Annotated in this window: 15 protein-coding genes; 13 read left to right on the forward strand and 2 right to left on the reverse strand. The window is 38.9% G+C overall.

The features are described from left to right. Positions 1 to 41 precede the first annotated feature (41 nt). The 11 genes from LVD15_RS13830 to LVD15_RS13880 all read left to right on the forward strand — a co-directional run bounded on the left by LVD15_RS13830 (position 42) and on the right by LVD15_RS13880 (position 11,030). The gene (locus tag LVD15_RS13830) at positions 42 to 1,082 is read left to right on the forward strand and encodes a DHH family phosphoesterase (protein WP_233775816.1); all 1,041 of its coding nucleotides are present in this window, start codon (positions 42 to 44) and stop codon (positions 1,080 to 1,082) included. Between the two features lie 74 nt (positions 1,083 to 1,156). Continuing rightward, a complete protein-coding gene (locus tag LVD15_RS13835; protein ID WP_233775817.1) occupies positions 1,157 to 1,732 on the forward strand; it encodes a hypothetical protein in 576 nt (191 codons plus the stop codon). Positions 1,733 to 1,888: 156 nt separating this feature from the next. Continuing rightward, entirely contained in the window at positions 1,889 to 3,127 is a 1,239-nt protein-coding gene (locus LVD15_RS13840) for an IS256 family transposase (RefSeq protein ID WP_233775818.1), read from the forward strand. A gap of 157 nt (positions 3,128 to 3,284) precedes the next feature. Continuing rightward, positions 3,285 to 3,932, forward strand: coding sequence for a TIGR02117 family protein (locus LVD15_RS13845; RefSeq protein WP_233775819.1), 648 nt, complete (start codon positions 3,285 to 3,287; stop codon positions 3,930 to 3,932). 352 nt (positions 3,933 to 4,284) lie between these two features. Beyond that, positions 4,285 to 5,604: an IS110 family RNA-guided transposase gene (locus tag LVD15_RS13850; RefSeq protein ID WP_233775820.1), complete on the forward strand. Its 1,320-nt coding sequence runs from the start codon at positions 4,285 to 4,287 to the stop codon at positions 5,602 to 5,604. Between the two features lie 128 nt (positions 5,605 to 5,732). Next, the gene (locus LVD15_RS13855) at positions 5,733 to 6,233 is read left to right on the forward strand and encodes a hypothetical protein (RefSeq protein WP_233775821.1); all 501 of its coding nucleotides are present in this window, start codon (positions 5,733 to 5,735) and stop codon (positions 6,231 to 6,233) included. Positions 6,234 to 6,666: 433 nt separating this feature from the next. Continuing rightward, positions 6,667 to 6,864: a hypothetical protein gene (locus LVD15_RS13860; RefSeq protein ID WP_233775822.1), complete on the forward strand. Its 198-nt coding sequence runs from the start codon at positions 6,667 to 6,669 to the stop codon at positions 6,862 to 6,864. Further along, positions 6,855 to 7,145: a type II toxin-antitoxin system RelE/ParE family toxin gene (locus LVD15_RS13865; RefSeq protein ID WP_233775823.1), complete on the forward strand. Its 291-nt coding sequence runs from the start codon at positions 6,855 to 6,857 to the stop codon at positions 7,143 to 7,145. Before LVD15_RS13860 ends, LVD15_RS13865 begins: the two co-directional genes overlap by 10 nt. A gap of 257 nt (positions 7,146 to 7,402) precedes the next feature. Beyond that, complete coding sequence (locus LVD15_RS13870; RefSeq protein WP_306416716.1) at positions 7,403 to 8,335, forward strand: ligase-associated DNA damage response exonuclease; 933 nt, start codon at positions 7,403 to 7,405, stop codon at positions 8,333 to 8,335. A 93-nt stretch (positions 8,336 to 8,428) separates the two neighbouring features. Further along, positions 8,429 to 10,018 (forward strand): ATP-dependent DNA ligase, encoded by a 1,590-nt coding sequence (locus LVD15_RS13875; RefSeq protein WP_233775824.1) that lies wholly within the window; start codon positions 8,429 to 8,431, stop codon positions 10,016 to 10,018. 28 nt (positions 10,019 to 10,046) lie between these two features. After that, complete coding sequence (locus tag LVD15_RS13880) at positions 10,047 to 11,030, forward strand: potassium channel beta subunit family protein (protein WP_233775825.1); 984 nt, start codon at positions 10,047 to 10,049, stop codon at positions 11,028 to 11,030. A gap of 103 nt (positions 11,031 to 11,133) precedes the next feature. Here LVD15_RS13880 and LVD15_RS13885 read toward each other — a convergent pair whose 3' ends face one another. Further along, positions 11,134 to 11,934: a hypothetical protein gene (locus LVD15_RS13885; RefSeq protein WP_233775826.1), complete on the reverse strand. Its 801-nt coding sequence runs from the start codon at positions 11,932 to 11,934 to the stop codon at positions 11,134 to 11,136. Between the two features lie 308 nt (positions 11,935 to 12,242). Here LVD15_RS13885 and LVD15_RS13890 point away from each other — a divergent pair, with 308 nt between their 5' ends. Continuing rightward, complete coding sequence (locus tag LVD15_RS13890; RefSeq protein WP_233775827.1) at positions 12,243 to 14,705, forward strand: ligase-associated DNA damage response DEXH box helicase; 2,463 nt, start codon at positions 12,243 to 12,245, stop codon at positions 14,703 to 14,705. A gap of 107 nt (positions 14,706 to 14,812) precedes the next feature. Next, positions 14,813 to 15,109, forward strand: a complete 297-nt coding sequence (locus LVD15_RS13895) for a thioredoxin family protein (protein ID WP_233775828.1) — start codon at positions 14,813 to 14,815, stop codon at positions 15,107 to 15,109. Here the strand turns inward: LVD15_RS13895 and LVD15_RS13900 are convergent. Continuing rightward, positions 15,093 to 16,100 (reverse strand): hypothetical protein, encoded by a 1,008-nt coding sequence (locus LVD15_RS13900; protein WP_233775829.1) that lies wholly within the window; start codon positions 16,098 to 16,100, stop codon positions 15,093 to 15,095. The genes LVD15_RS13895 and LVD15_RS13900 overlap by 17 nt on opposite strands. Positions 16,101 to 16,305: the final 205 nt, after the last annotated feature.

Consider the following 16,305-nt stretch of genomic DNA (forward strand, 5'->3'; position numbering starts at 1 on the left):
ATTGATGAGAGGGTTTTTTCATTCGTATTTTCCATTTAAAAATGGGTAACTTCGATGCCTTAAAAGAAAGCATAGCATATCTAATGAGTATATATAAAGAGATTGAAGAAAAAATAAAGTCGGCTTCTAATATTGTAATCACTGCACATAAGTCACCAGATGGAGATTCTATTGGCGCATCATTAGGCCTACTTAATTTTATTGAGAAGCTGGGGAAAAATGCCACGGTATGTCACCCTGATCCTGCTCCTGAGTTTTTATATTGGCTGGATACTTCTGCCATACTTTTTATGACAGATGCGCCTGAAAAAATAACTGATCTATTTAAAAAGGCCGATTTAATCTTTAGCCTTGATTATAATGCTACAGACCGGGTGGGCGAGGAGATGCAAGTTTTGCTGGAGCAGTCTGAAGCAGAGAAGATTATGATAGATCATCACCTTGATCCCGATAACTTTGCAGATATAATGGTGTCTGAAACTAAGGCATCTTCCACTGCTGAGTTGATAGCTGAACTTATTCTGCAATCAGGCCATGAATTGCTGTTAGATGAGCAGATAGGCATCCCTCTTTATTTAGGTATTATGACCGATACCGGAGGTTTCAGGTTTTCTTCCGTTACGCCGCGGACCCATGAGATTTTGGCCAAATTATTAAATGCTGGTGTAAAACATAATCTTATTCATGAGCTGCTTAATGATAATAACACCCTGAGCCGTATGCGACTGCAAGGCTATGCTATGAGCGAAAAGCTTTTGATTATGGATGATTTCAAAGTGGGAATAATCGGGTTAGCGAAAGAAGAGTTAAATAGGTTCGGCTATCAAAAAGGAGATACAGATGGCTTGGCCAATCAGGTACTTTCTATAAGAGGTATGAGAGTGGCTATAGTTTTTACCGAACGTGATGGTATGATGAAAATTTCATTTAGGTCAAAAGGCGAAGATCATGTAAATGTACTGGCAGCGGAGCATTTTGATGGTGGAGGACATGCCAATGCGGCTGGCGGCAGAAGTGACTTGCCTGTGGAGGACACGATACAGAAATTAATGAAGCTGGTGCCTCAATATTTTGCTCAATAAGATAGCTCTGCTTTAGGTAAAGCACGTTAATTTGCCATCCCATATATCAATATATAAGTCTGTAGTTTTTAATTATGAAATCAATTTTAACATTAATTTTTTTATTCACCTTAATTAATGTAGGATACACCCAGCAGGAGTCTGAAGAGTATTTAAATTTAAAAAACAAGTATTATTACAGAGAAGGGTATATTGTTGACAATGATTCAGTAAAGATTAAAGGGTTGATAAAGATAAAACACGAATATAAATTATCTGAGATTGTTCTTTTTGTTTCATTAGATGGAGAGGTGATAAAATATCGACCAGATGATATTAAGGGATTCTCCTACTCTATATATAAGTTTTTTTCTGATGGCACTAATTTTTATCATTGTCAATATACGGGCAGGAAGATGAGTCTGTATTCTTTGACAAAGCGTGAGTATTCACAGGTAGGCAACACGGGGATGTATGCTAGTTCAATAGAAAGTTTTTACGTAAAAAGGTCAGGGGACAGTGAATATACATTAGTGAAGAAAGGTCGTTTTAAGCGAGATTTTTCAGCTTATCTTTCAGATTGTGATAAGGTGGCTCAAAAGATCCTGAACAAGGAGTATAAATATAAAGACATCAAGAGAATAGTGAGAGAATACAATTTTTGTGAATAATAGTAAACCTTATTTTGAAGTAGTTCTTCAACCCCTTAATAATGAGCAGATTTGTAAAAATACTAATTTTACTTTTATGGTTAGGCTTTGCGAGACTGTCAATTCATCTCTGTCTAAACTTTGGATATAAAGAAATAATGTTTAGACTAAAGAGCAATGAACAAACAAGAGAAAGAAGAATTAAAGGAAAAAGCACTTAAACAATTTTTAAAAGGAGAATCTCTATTTGGTAAGGATGGGGCTTTCAGCCCCATGTTGAAGGAGTTCTTAGAAGAAGCTCTGGAAGCAGAAATGGAGGATCACCTATCCAGTGAAGAAAAAGGACGCTCTCATGGCAATAAGCGCAATGGCAAAGGCCAGAAAACAGTTAAGAGTAGTTTAGGAGACGTTGAGATAAATACTCCTCAAGATCGTCATAGCAGCTTTGAGCCAAGAATAGTAGAGAAACGCCAGCGTATACTGGCAGACAATCTTGAGAAGCAAATAATAGCCATGTATGGGCTAGGTAATAGTTTGAGAGATATTCAAGAGCACATCAAGGAGATGTATGACACAAATATATCAACAGAGGTGTTAAGTGATATCACAGACCGAGTGATCCCTAAAGTAAAGGAGTGGCAAAATAGGCCATTAGAATCGGTCTATTGTATTGTTTGGCTAGATGCCATGCATTTCAAGGTGCGAGATGAAGGTAAGGTGAAGCATAAAGCCCTTTATAATATTTTAGGGATCAATAAGCAGGGCAACAAGGAGATATTGGGCATGTACCTATCAGAAAGCGAAGGAGCTAATTTTTGGCTTCAGATACTTACTGAGCTACAAAATAGAGGCTTGAAAGATATTTTGATAGCCTGCACTGATAACTTGAAAGGTTTTAGTGAAGCGATACACTCCATCTACCCACAAACAGATGTTCAACTTTGTGTAGTTCATCAGATTCGAAATAGCTTGAAATATGTAGCCAGTAAAGAACAGAAAGTGTTTATACAAGATCTTAAATTAGTTTATCAAGCAGACACAAAAGATCAGGCAGAGACTGCTTTATTAGAACTGGAAGAAAAATGGGGAAAGAAATATCCTGTGGTGATACGATCTTGGAATGATAACTGGGAACTACTTAGCACTTATTTCGATTACAGTAAACCCATAAGAAAGTTAATATACACTACAAATCCAGTGGAGGGCTTTCATAGACAAGTAAGAAAAGTTACCAAGAGTAAGGGAGCATTTACCAGTGATATGGCCTTGATGAAATTAGTTTACTTAGTTTGCAGACGTATTGAGAAAAAATGGACTTCACCTTTGCGGAATTGGGGTTTGACGGTGCAGCAATTAGCCATTAGATTTGAGGGAAGATTGGAACTGGAACTAAAAACCAGTCAAACCAAAAAATAAAAAATTCCCTCCCAGGGGCTAGCCCCTGGGAGGGAAGCAGACAGAGATGAGCTAACACTCCCGGCTTTGCTCTTCTGGGCTTTTATATTGGCTTTAATTACGTTATCCAGCTTCAATCTGTGAATTGATTTTCACTCCAAAATTAAAATCCAATAAGATGAAGTTATTAAGGAGAGCTTTCAAAGGTTTTTTGTGCTTGCTTTTAATTCCTGTAGCTTACCTTATAATTGCTTTGGTCCTTACTTTAACAACTGTTAATAGTGGTGGTCAATCGGAAAACACGAAGCGTACTATTTACCTAAGTACTAATGGAGTGCATTTAGATGTTATTTTGTCTAAAGAGGATGTAAATGCCATGGTGTTGAAAGACCTCAGGTATTATAAAAAAGAAAACTACCTGTCGTTTGGTTGGGGTGATGAAAATTTTTATATCAACACGCCAACCTGGGGAGATTTAACCTTTAGCAATGCCTTTAAAGCTATGTTTTTGAAAAGTAGCACCCTGCTACATGTTACTCGTTATAAACAAAAGCAGTCAGATTGGGTAGAGATAAAAGTAACTGATAGCGAATTACAAAAACTGAATACCTATTTGCTGGCAGCATTCAAGAGAGATAAAGCAGGAAATAAGCAAATATTACCCAATAAGGGATACACCCCGATTGATGATTTTTATAAGGCAGAAGGAAGTTATACCTGCTTTAATACATGCAATAGTTGGGTAAATACTGCCTTTAAAAATAGCGGCCTCAAAGCCTGTCTATGGACTCCCTTTGACTTTGGTTTGATGGGGAAGTATGATTGATAGAATTTAATATAGTTCGAGTGTAATTCTATAGACGTTCTGATACCAAAGATTCCAATCCATTACAAATATTTACCAAGAGACTTGACTAATAGAGTACACCCCTCAAAGTCATCCTGAGACCTAACATTTGTTTCAACCGCACAAAAAGAAATGACGTTAAGAATAGAAGTGGCCTGTACAATATAGCCGAACCTGGCATAGTGCAATTTGCCTGTCCCTGAGCATGGTTGGATAGAAAGGAGTCACAAAGTATGGTACTTCCTTGTTTTTATAGGAATGTCCGATTGGTAGTCTGTCGTGTACAATATTTCATCCTACAGGTCTTTGTTTAACTTTTAGAATATTAGTCATGAAAAAGATGAGAGCAAATGCTGCAGGCATAGATATAGGAGCCAAGCACATTTTCGTATCCGTGGAAAACAAGGATGTTCGTGTTTTTGAGACTTTCACTGAAAGTTTTAAAGAGGCATCGTGTTATTTATTATCAGAGGGGATCGAGACAGTGGCCATGGAAGCCACCGGCGTTTACTGGATCATCCTTTATGAGATCCTAGAATCAGCAGGTTTAGATGTCTGGTTAGTAGATGGGCGCCAGACAAGACAAGTACCAGGTCGAAAGACTGATGTAAAGGACTGTCAATGGATTCAGCAACTTCATAGTCATGGCTTATTGAATCGCTGTTTTGTTCCCGATGCTCAAGTGAAGGAAGTTCGTGCTTACCAGCGGTTGCGAGAAGATCATCTCAGAACAGCCTCTATGCATGTAAACCACATGCAAAAGGCGCTAATAGAGATGAACATCCGGCTCAAAGAAGTGCTCAGTCAGATATATGGCGCCAGTGGTCTGGCGATCATAGAAGCCATCCTGGCAGGGGAACGTGATGCCCAAAAGCTCTTATCCCTGTGCCATAGCAGTATTAGAGAAAAGAAAGCCTCTCAAGTCATCAAGGCACTTTCAGGCTATTATACCGAGTCAGGGTTATTTGCTTTGGGACAGGCATACGGTGGTTACAAATTTTATAAACAACAAATACTGGCATGTGACCAAAAACTGGAAGAAGTCATGAAGCGGTTCAATAACTACGATTCAGATATGGAAAGCAAAAATGAAATAGATTCTGTCAAAGATCGAAAACCTGTTAGACATAATAAACCTGATATAGACCACTTAGGAGGACACCTGCTCAAAATCTTTTCAGGCAAAGATGCTACGTGTTTACCGGGTATTACCGATTATACCTGGCTACAATTGTATTCTGAAATAGGCATGGAACTTTGTAAGTGGCCCAGCGAGAAACACTTCACTTCATGGCTAGGATTATCTCCAGGTCAACACCAGTCTGGCAAGAAAAATAAAACCAGAAACAGAAAGTACAGGCCAAAGGCAGGACAAATATTCAGACAAATAGCCCAAAGTTTAATAGAAAGCAAAAAGATAGCACTGGGAGCTTTTGGGCGTAGATTGAAAAGCAAAAGAGGTCCAGGCATAGCCACTAAAGCTACCGCCCGAAAACTGGCCGTACTCTACTGGCGGCTTATGGTAAAAGGGCTTGATTACACAGAACGGGGCATCAAAGCATATGAAGAAAAAATGCAGCTCCATAGGGAAAGATGGCTAGTAAAAACAGCTAAAGAATTAGGTTATGAGCTTGAACAAATACCTATTTAGTGTATTACGTCATTGGTAGTGTATTACGTCATTGGTAGGCACTCGAAGGATGGACTTTCTGCAGGCTGAGAGTGCATACTCAATGAATAGATCACTATTAGCTCTATAAAATTACTATCTTCACCCACATGCACAATACAGCAAAGCAGCTCAATTTTTTTGATAAGCATAAAGGAACCAAAGTTGGACTGATCTTTACTGTAGGAAGTTTACTACTGACGTTAACATATGTTATTCCAATTATTTCTGTATTACCAAGAATTCTGGCTGAAAAGTTAGTGGCTATGTTCGTGGATCCTGATCCATATAGTAATGTTAGCAAAGGAGTAATTATTATTCTATCAGTTGGACTAGCTCTGGTAATAACCGGCTTTTTGATTATAGAGAGGTATGAGTTGAAAAGAGGAAAAGCCGTGCATAAGAGATTGATTTATTTGTTAATGACTATTATCTATTTCATTCTACATCCTTTAGGTTTTTATATTTACTGGGCCTTGGTATTGGATTATCGGAATGATGGACAGCTGATTTTCGGTGCAATAAATAGCTTTCCAGTTAGTAGTATCGGCTTTGTTATTATTGGATATTTAATAGATCGAATAAAGAGAATAATAATAAATAGTTTGTAGTCACAAAACTCTTTAATAACCCTTCAACTCAATTAGATTGAGTCTATACCTGAGCCTAATCCAATCCATTACAAATATTTACAAATAGACTTGTCTAGTACGGTACACCCCACAAAATCATCCTGAGGCACTCGAAGGATAGACTTTCTGCAGGCTGAGAGTGACTCTGATTGTAGTTTTGGTTTGTTGGATTGGAGTTACAAGCTATTGATGATTGGAAGGTGGAGTATGTTCGAGTCGATCATTTATGATTACATAAAAGGCAGAGTTAAATAAAATAAATACCATTACTAGCCAGAAATGGTGTTTGTAAAATAGCCAAGTAGATGCTCCATATGAGTGAGCAATTAGAACGAATATTTTAGATAGTTATGTGTATACCAATCATTTAAATTGGCAGGGAAAAATGATAAATAATCGTTATTTTGCAGTTATGAATATAGAAGCTAGAAAATATCATTTGATAGAGAGGTTGATGAAGTGTGATGAAAATGAGTTGAGAAAGATTGAGATTTTTCTAGAGCAGGAATCCGCTCTGTCGGCATCGTTGGATAGGTCTTTAAATCAAGTTCAGGAAGGTAAGGTTATTTCGCATGATCAGGTAAGGAAGAAATATGAGAAATGGCTTTAGAAATTGTTTGGACTGAAGAAGCCAGTGAAGGACTCGATGAAATCATTAATTATTTAGAAAGGAAATGGACTCAAAGGGAGATCAAAAGATTCTTTGTCAGGCTTGAAGACTGTTTGGAGAAAATATGTAGAGCACCGCATCAGCAGAAGGATTCCTTAAGAAAGCCAGGAACAAAGGAATACCAGCATTCACCTCACACAACCATATTTTATACTTACGATGATAGAGTGGTAAATATTTTAAGAATATGGACCAATATGAAGAATCCCAGTAGTATGTAATCAATTTTAATTATTTCTCTTTATTATTTAGTGTTGATCTCAATTAGATTGAGTCTAGACCTGAGCCTAATCTAATCAATTACACATTGACTTGTCTAGTACGGTACACCCCACAAAGTTATCCTGAGGCACTCGCAGGATAGACTTTCTGCAGGCTGAGAGTGACTCTGATTGTAGTTTTAAATCATTGACGACTCCATAGCAACCACTAACACCTAATTCCCCAACATTCATCCATCTCACCTGTTCTATTGGTAATGTTACTACAATTCACTGAAAGAGGGATTTACTGTCCGCAGGCAGATATTTACATAGATCCGTGGAGGCCTGTTGATAGGGCACTAATTACGCATGGGCATGCAGATCATAGCCGCCGGGGACATAAGTATTACCTCTGTACAGAAGCAGCTATTCCGGTAATCAAATACCGCTTAGGGCAGGATATTAATGTGGAAACTGTAAAGTTTGGTGAGGTGAAAATCATCAATGGAGTGAAGTTTTCTTTCCACCCTGCCGGGCATATTATAGGATCTGCTCAAATCAGGGTGGAGTATAAGGGAGAAGTATGGGTAGCATCTGGTGATTATAAAGTGGCTGCTGATGGGCTCACGGAGACTTTTGAACCAGTAAAATGTCACACCTTTATTACAGAATCTACTTTTGGCTTACCTATCTACAAGTGGAAATCTCAAAAAGATGAATTTGAAGAAATTAATAGCTGGTGGCGAACAAATCAGGAAAACGGGAAGGTAACTGTGCTCACAGGTTATGCCCTGGGTAAAGCTCAGCGAATTATTCAAAATCTGGATCATAGTATAGGCACTGTGTATACCCATGGAGCGGTAGAAAATGTTAATGAAGTCATTCGTAATCAGGGAGTAGATTTGAAGTCTACAGTAAGGGTAACCCAAGATATTCCAAAAGAAAATTTCAAAGGCAATATAGTGGTGGCCACTCCTTCGGCTATAGGTTCTCCCTGGATGAAAAAGTTTATGCCTTACAGTGTAGGAGTAGCCTCTGGCTGGATGAGCCTGCGCGGTGCCCGAAGAAGAAGAGCGGTAGACCGTGGCTTTGTGCTCTCAGATCATGCTGATTGGGATGAGCTTAATACTGCTGTAAAAGCTACAGAGGCGGAAAAGGGTATTTGTTACCCATGGCTATACCAATATCTTCAGCCAATGGCTCAATGAGCAAGGCATAGAATCGGCGACAGTAGAAACGCAATATGAAGGAGAACTCACCGAGATAGGTGAATCCACAGTAAAAGAAGAGGAGGAGAGCTGATGAAATATTTTACTGAATTATTTACCCGGCTGGACCAAACTACCAAAACGTTGGTAAAGGTAGATGCCCTAAAGGAATATTTTCAAAAGGCCACTGATAAAGATAAACTATGGACTATAGCCTTGCTTTCTCATCGCAGGCCCAAACGAACGGTCAATAGAAACTATATAAAACAATGGGCCGCTGAGTTTAGCGGATTGCCCTATTGGTTGTTTGAAGAGAGTTACCATGTAGCTGGAGATCTTGCAGAAACCATCGCTTTGATATTGCCCAGCCCAGAGAGTCGTACGGATTATTCACTTACTTATTGGATTGAATACATACAGGCATTAGGAGGCTTGGAAGAAGATGAGAAGAAGGCTCAGCTCAAAAGCGCCTTGCTGTCATTAGATACTACCGAGCGCTTTGTGTTTAATAAATTGATCACGGGCGGCTTCAGAATGGGTGTTTCTCAGAAGCTGATGGTTCGTGCTTTGGCGAAATATACGGGTATTGATGAGAGCAGCTTGGCACATAGGCTTATGGGTAATTGGACACCAGAGACCACCACTTTTCAGGATTTAATACTTTCTGAAGATGCTAATGAAGATAATTCAAGGCCTTATCCTTTTTATTTGGCTTATGCCTTAGAAGATGAAACGGAGTCTCTGGGAGATACAAGTCTATGGTTCGCAGAGAGGAAGTGGGATGGCATTCGTGGACAAATTATAGTGAGGGAAGGAGAACTGTACGTATGGTCCAGAGGAGAGGAACTGGTTACAGATAAGTATCCTGAATACGAAGCTTTAAAAGAAAAGCTGCTGGATGGTACCGTTTTAGATGGTGAAATTCTACCTTATAAAAACGGACAACCTTTACCTTTTAATCTGCTGCAAACCCGCATTGGACGTAAAAATTTGACTAAAGGCGTATTACAAAAATCACCTGTGATATTTAAAGCATACGATGTATTGGAGTGGCAAGGCGAAGATATTAGACAGTGGCCTTTGGAAAAACGACGTGCGCAGCTGGAGTCATTAGTTAGTGCAGTGAATGATCCGGTGTTACACCTTTCTGATCTTGTGACTTTTAATGAATGGCCGCAGCTGGCTGCTGAGCGAGATAGAAGTCGTGAGTTTTTTAGTGAGGGAATTATGCTAAAACGCAAAGATTCCACCTATAAAGATGGCAGAAAAAAGGGCGATTGGTGGAAGTGGAAAGTTGATCCTTTAACTATAGATGCGGTGATGATCTACGCTATGCGGGGCAGTGGAAGAAGGGCCAATTTGTATACTGACTATACCTTCGCCGTTTGGGATGGTGAGCAGCTGGTGCCCTTCACTAAAGCCTATTCTGGCCTTACTGATAAGGAAATAGGCCAAGTAGACCGTTTTGTGAAGAAAAATACCATTGATAGATTTGGGCCTGTGCGTAGTGTAACGCCTGAGCTGGTGTTTGAAATAGCCTTTGAGGGAATTAATAAATCTAGCCGTCATAAATCTGGGGTGGCTCTGAGATTTCCACGTATAAAAAGGTGGAGGCATGATAAACCTAAAGAGGAGGCCAATACCTTAGAAGAATTACACCAGTTGCTGGAAGTATATGGATGAAAATAAAAGAGATTAATCAATTTAAAATATGGAATATAAGAGATTAGGAAAATCAGGATTGCAGGTAAGTCGCCTTTCGTTAGGCTCATGGCTTACTTTTGGAAAACAGATCGGTGATAATACCGCCGAAGATCTTATGAAAATAGCTTATGATGCAGGAGTTAATTTCTTTGATAATGCCGAAGCATATGCGGGCGGTAAATCAGAGGAAGTAATGGGAGACATCCTTAAAAAGATGGGATGGAGAAGAGATAGCTACTCAGTTTCCAGTAAAGTGTTTTTTGGTGCAGATGAAGGTAAAGGCAATCTTAAGCCTACGCAGAAAGGTCTTAACAGAAAGCATGTTACGGAGGCATGTCATCAAGCACTTAAAAGACTGAAGGTAGATTATCTTGACTTATACTTTTGTCACCGACCCGATAAAGATACGCCCATTGAAGAAACCGTTTGGGCTATGCATAACCTTATCCAACAAGGTAAAGTGCTTTATTGGGGAACTTCAGAGTGGAGTGCGCAGGAAATAATGGAAGCACATATGGTGGCCAGACAATATAACCTTATTGGCCCTACTATGGAGCAGCCTCAGTATAATATGATGGTGCGAGATAAGGTGGAAAGTGAATTTTCCGGAATTTATGACACCGTAGGTTTAGGCACCACAGTTTGGTCTCCTTTAGCCTCAGGATTGCTTACAGGTAAATACAATAATGATTCTCCTGAAGATACCCGCTTTAAATTCGAAAGTTTGGGTTGGTTAAAAGACAGTACTTTAGTAGAAGAAAAGCTGGAAAAAGTGCGTAAACTCACTGCTCTAGCTCAAGAGCTTGACTTAAGCATGCCTCTACTGGCATTAGCCTGGTGCATGAAAAATGATAACGTGAGCACAGTAATACTAGGAGCTTCTAAAACCAGCCAGCTAGAAGAAAATCTGAAAGCAGTTGATGCTACCAGTAAACTGACCACTGAAGTAATGGATAAAATCGAAACTATTTTAGATAATAAGCCGGAATGAGGCAGCTAAATTAATTATGATTTGGTCGCAATTACATTGCGATCGAGCTAAAACAAAGAAGGGAACCCTATCTATTAGAGTTTCCTTTTCTCTTATTAAAAGATCAATTATAAATCCTCTTTATACTTTCGTATGATTTTAGCATCTTTTTTTGAGCTTCTTCAAGGTTAGAGGCTTTTAATCTCTTTTTACCCATAAATACGAATAGTACAACATCTGAATCTGTACTGATAATCATATTAACATTGTAGACTATCGGCGTACCCGTGTAATAAGGAATATTTTTCCAATAAATATAATCAGTAGAATTTTCTCTTCGCTTCTCATTAATCTCAGCTTCGCTTACCATTTTTATATCGCATAAAGACCAGCCTTGTATGGCTTCTTTCAACTCTGCATTTCTTTTGTCGGCCTTTTTCTCATCTTTATACTCTGGTACCAGAAAAGTTTTCTCAGACAGGGTTTCATACACTTTTACATAGTTCGATTTATACTTGCTTTTCATCGCTTTGAAAGACTTGTCACCAGACTGCTCCATCTCTAGGGCACCTTCCAGAGAGTTGTTAAGCATGTTGATGATTAAGATCAGATCATTTTCATCTGTTATATCTAAGTCGTTAATAACTGTGCTTGCTATGGGGCGCTTTTTAGGGTATGCAGACCAGATTTGAGCGGATATATTAATAACCCTGCCGTCTTTTCTCTCTTCAATAAATATGAGAGCCAGGGCATCTTTACGCTTTTCTTTTAGGAATTCTCTTGGCTTAAACTTTTTGATCTCATAGTCAGTGGCATCGTATGAAGAATGCTTCATGGCATTACTCCATAGATTGGTTAATTCGGTGGCAGAGCGACTGAGTCTCTCGTATTCTTTAAGTTTATCTTTCTTAATGAGCCTTTTCATGGCTTTGTCACTAAGGTCAAACTTAGGCACTCATAAGGTACGGCCTTCCAGTAAGGTGTAATCGAACCTTTTTATGGGATTAAGCTGCGCAAAAGATGTGTTAAGGCTGCTTGCGCAAATAATAATAAATAGTACTAAGTGTTTCATTTATAGGTGGGTTGATTTTTAATTAAAGCTCTTAATGATAATCAGTGTTTAGCAAGAAAAGTAACCCAGAAATATGCTTTAAATTTGAGTAAATATAACTTCAATTATAAGGTGGTGTTAATCGAAGTATCTAAACGCTGATTCGTTTGTTATAGAACATAATGGCAGGAGAAAAAACATTAATTTCAATAGGAGAAAAATGGTTTCAAGACCAGGGGTGGAAGCCTTTTCAATTTCAATTAGAAAGCTGGCAAGCATATTTGGAGGGCTTTAACGGACTGGTAAATGCACCTACCGGTAGTGGTAAAACCTATTCTTTGGTTATGCCCATTTTGTTAGAATACATTCGTGAAAATGAAGGCGCTACCAGCTCTGTCGGTAAAAATGGACTACGCGCCATCTGGATTACCCCTATCAAAGCACTGGCTAAAGAAATCAGCAATTCTGCTCAGCGAGCAGTTACAGGCCTGGGGGTAGACTGGCAGGTAGCGTTGCGTACGGGAGATACTTCACCCGCTGACCGGCAAAAGATGAAGAAAAATCCACCAGAGTTTCTTATTACCACACCGGAAAGCCTGCAACTGATGCTCGCTCAGAAGGGTTATGCTAAGTTTTTCAAAAACCTGAGAACGGTAGTTTGTGATGAGTGGCATGAACTGATGGGCTCTAAAAGAGGAGTACAGATGGAGTTGGGCTTGTCCAGGCTTAAGAGTATTTGTCCTAAGCTAAAAATATGGGGCATTTCAGCTACCATAGGTAATATGGATGAAGCCGTGCAGACTTTATTGGGAACCTCGCTTGAAAAAGGTAAAAGCAAAATTATAAGGTCAGATATTAAAAAGGCCATTGAAGTAGAATCGGTATTGCCAGATACATTGGAAAAGCTACCTTGGGCCGGGCATCTGGGTGTAAACTTAATAGATAAGGTAATTCCAATTATAAAAAACAGCAATAGCACTCTTATTTTCACTAATACCCGTTCTTTTGCCGAAATATGGTATCAAAAGCTGCTAGATAGAGCTCCTGAGCTGGCAGGCATTATGGCGATGCATCATGGCTCTATAAGTAGGGAACTGCGAGATTGGGTCGAAGATGCCTTGCATAAAGAACAGCTTAAGGCTGTAGTTTGTACCTCCAGTTTGGATTTAGGGGTTGACTTTCGCCCGGTAGAAACTATTATCCAGATCGGCAGCCCGAAAGGCGTTGCACGTTTTATGCAGCGGGCTGGTAGAAGTGGCCACCAACCTGGGGCGCTGAGTAAGATATACTTCGTGCCTACTCATTCTTTAGAGTTGGTGGAGGCCGCAGCGCTGAGAAAAGCTATTCAAGTAGGTCTGGTGGAAGACCGCATTCCCTTTATTCGCTCATTTGATGTGCTTATTCAATATTTGGTGACCTTGGCCGTATCAGATGGTTTTGATGAAAGAGAAATCTTTGAAGAAGTAAAAGGAACCTTCTGTTATAATAGTATTGATAGAGATGAGTGGCTTTGGCTGCTCAGTTTCATTACCACAGGCGGCAGCTCCCTTACCGCTTATGATGAATATCGGAAAGTGGAAATTGAAGATGGACTTTATAAAGTAACTAACCGAAGAATAGCCATGAGGCATCGGCTTTCTATAGGTACTATTGTGAGCGATTCTTCGCTGAAAGTGAAGTACATAACAGGTAAGTATATTGGCACTATTGAGGAGTGGTTTATAGCGAGGCTCTCGCCGGGAGATGTATTTTGGTTTGCTGGCCGAAACTTGGAATTTGTGCGCATTAAGGAAATGGTAGTGCAGGTTCGAAACACTAAGAAAAAAGCTAAAGCGGTACCTTCTTGGATGGGCGGGCGAATGCCACTGTCTAGCCAAATGTCAGTCATGCTGAGAAAAAAGCTGCATGAGGTAACGCTGCCTGGTAAAAAAGCAGACCCTGAGCTTAGCTTTTTAATGCCTTTGATGGATTTGCAGCGTAAAAGATCGTACCTGCCTGATAAAGATGAGTTTTTGATAGAATATTTTAAAACCAAAGAGGGCTATCATGTGCTCATGTATCCTTTTGAAGGGCGATTTGTACATGAAGGCATGGGCGCATTATTAGCCAAGCGTATTTCTGAAATCACCCCCATTACTTTGAGTATTGCCATGAATGATTACGGTTTTGAGTTGCTTTCTGATAAAGAAATACCGATTTACGAAGCCTTGGAAACAGATGTGCTTACCTCTGATAACTTATATCAGGATATTCAGGGTAGTATGAATAGTGTGGAAATGGCCCGGAGGAGATTCAGAGATATTGCTTCTATATCAGGGCTGGTGTTTAAAGGGTATCCTGGTCAACAGATAAAAGATCGTCACCTTCAATCTTCATCACAATTATTCTTTGATGTCTTTCATGATTATGAAGCAGATAATTTGCTGCTTTTACAAGCCTATGAAGAAGTAATGGATTTTCAGTTAGAAGAAGCCAGAATGCGGAAGGCGTTAGATAGGATTCATCAGCAAAAACTTATAGTTACAGAGCTAAGTAAGCCCACTCCATTTGCTTTTCCTATTATGGTAGATAGAATGAGGGAGAAATTATCATCAGAGAAGTTAGAAGATAGGATCAAACGGATGACCCTTGATTTTGATGACTAATGCAGATTTTTGGGTTAAGTAGTTCTATTTATCGATAAGCAGTGTAGCTTTTTTTCCTTTTGAAACGTTTAATGTGAATAGAACGTGATCAATTAATAGGTTTTTTTATGTCGAAATTTCAAGAACTAATCAATGGCAATAAGCCAGTGCTGGTCGACTTTTTTTCCAGCTTGTACGGTTCCAGTAGAACCATGGACCCCGTACTCAATGAGCTTAAGACCGAAATGGGGGAGAAAGCTCGTATAATAAGAGTGAACGTAGATAATAATAAGCATGCGGCTTTTACCTATGGTATCAGTGGCGTACCTACATTCATATTGTTTAAAAGTGGACAGATTCAATGGAAGCATGCCGGGTTAACGGCTAAGCATGAGTTGAGTGCCATTCTTAAACAATTTGTTTGAGCATAGTATCTGCTCTTAACTCTTCTAGTGAGTGTATATAACTGGTAGTGATAATATTATTACCACGGTTTTTTATGAAATTTAGAACAAGTGCATCTTCCTCTGATAAGTTCATGGGGTGATCAAAAGGTATTTCCATACCTTCGCACTTGTTGTAATCATAAGGAGTTTCCTGCTTAACCAGTAAATTTTTAATGGCTATGGCATGTCCTTTTCTGTCTAAGGTATTAGAAACTCCACTGATAATTTTGGGGTTAGTTTCAAATCCGATATTGAAAATATAGTTTTCCTTCTCGTTCCAGTCCAGGTTTTCACATTCCACATATAACGCGCCATCTCTTATAACCATGTTGGAGCTTTCATACTGATGTCCAATGGTTTTAGTTGCTATGGTTACAATATGTTTAGCGTCTTCTTTTATTACAAAAGGAGTTTTTATCAGCACACGGCTCTGGTCAGACTTTTGATAATACCTGAAATAATGACCTACAAAGTGCTTTCGCAATAAAAACCGGGTTCCATTATTGTTCTTGTCATGATATTCCTGCGTCGCTTCGCTGTTGTTTTCTTGTGGGCTTTTCCAGTAATCCCAATCATTTATGCCAATATTTAAAAAGCTTAGCAGCACATTTAACTTTCTCTCTTTAGCATTACTGTTATTCCAATAGCCTTGTAATGTTTTCCCACTAATCCAGACATAAGGCTTTTGCTGGTTCATCATCTTCAGCAAGTGGATAAACTCGTCCATAGTCTTTATGCTATACTTGAATTTGATGCTTTCAAACTCATTTTCTCCAAACAATAAGTAGTCTTTAATCAGGTGAGGTGATCCGATTACATTTTTAGTGACTTCCTGATTGATTTTTCTCGCTATTCTTTCAAATATGGTGCGAGTTAGTTTTTCCCAATCCTCAGTTTTGGCGGGCACTCCGGGGAGTTCATTGATTAAAGCCGATTTTTCAATTTTGGATTTGATTCTATTTGGGATCATTATTAGCAAAACATAAAGTAAATGTTAAGAATAATAGTGCTAAATGATGGTATTTCAAAATATAGTCACTAGATGTTTAAATCTACTGACTAAGATTTGACTTAATTGATAATTTTAATCCGCTGATTATTAGGTATTTACTTAAAATTAGAAAAATAATTTGACTATTTTTATTTTTTCTATGACTTCTATAAATAGGAGGTAA

This window comes from Fulvivirga maritima (genome assembly GCF_021389955.1).
In the GTDB taxonomy this organism is placed as follows: domain Bacteria; phylum Bacteroidota; class Bacteroidia; order Cytophagales; family Cyclobacteriaceae; genus Fulvivirga; species Fulvivirga maritima.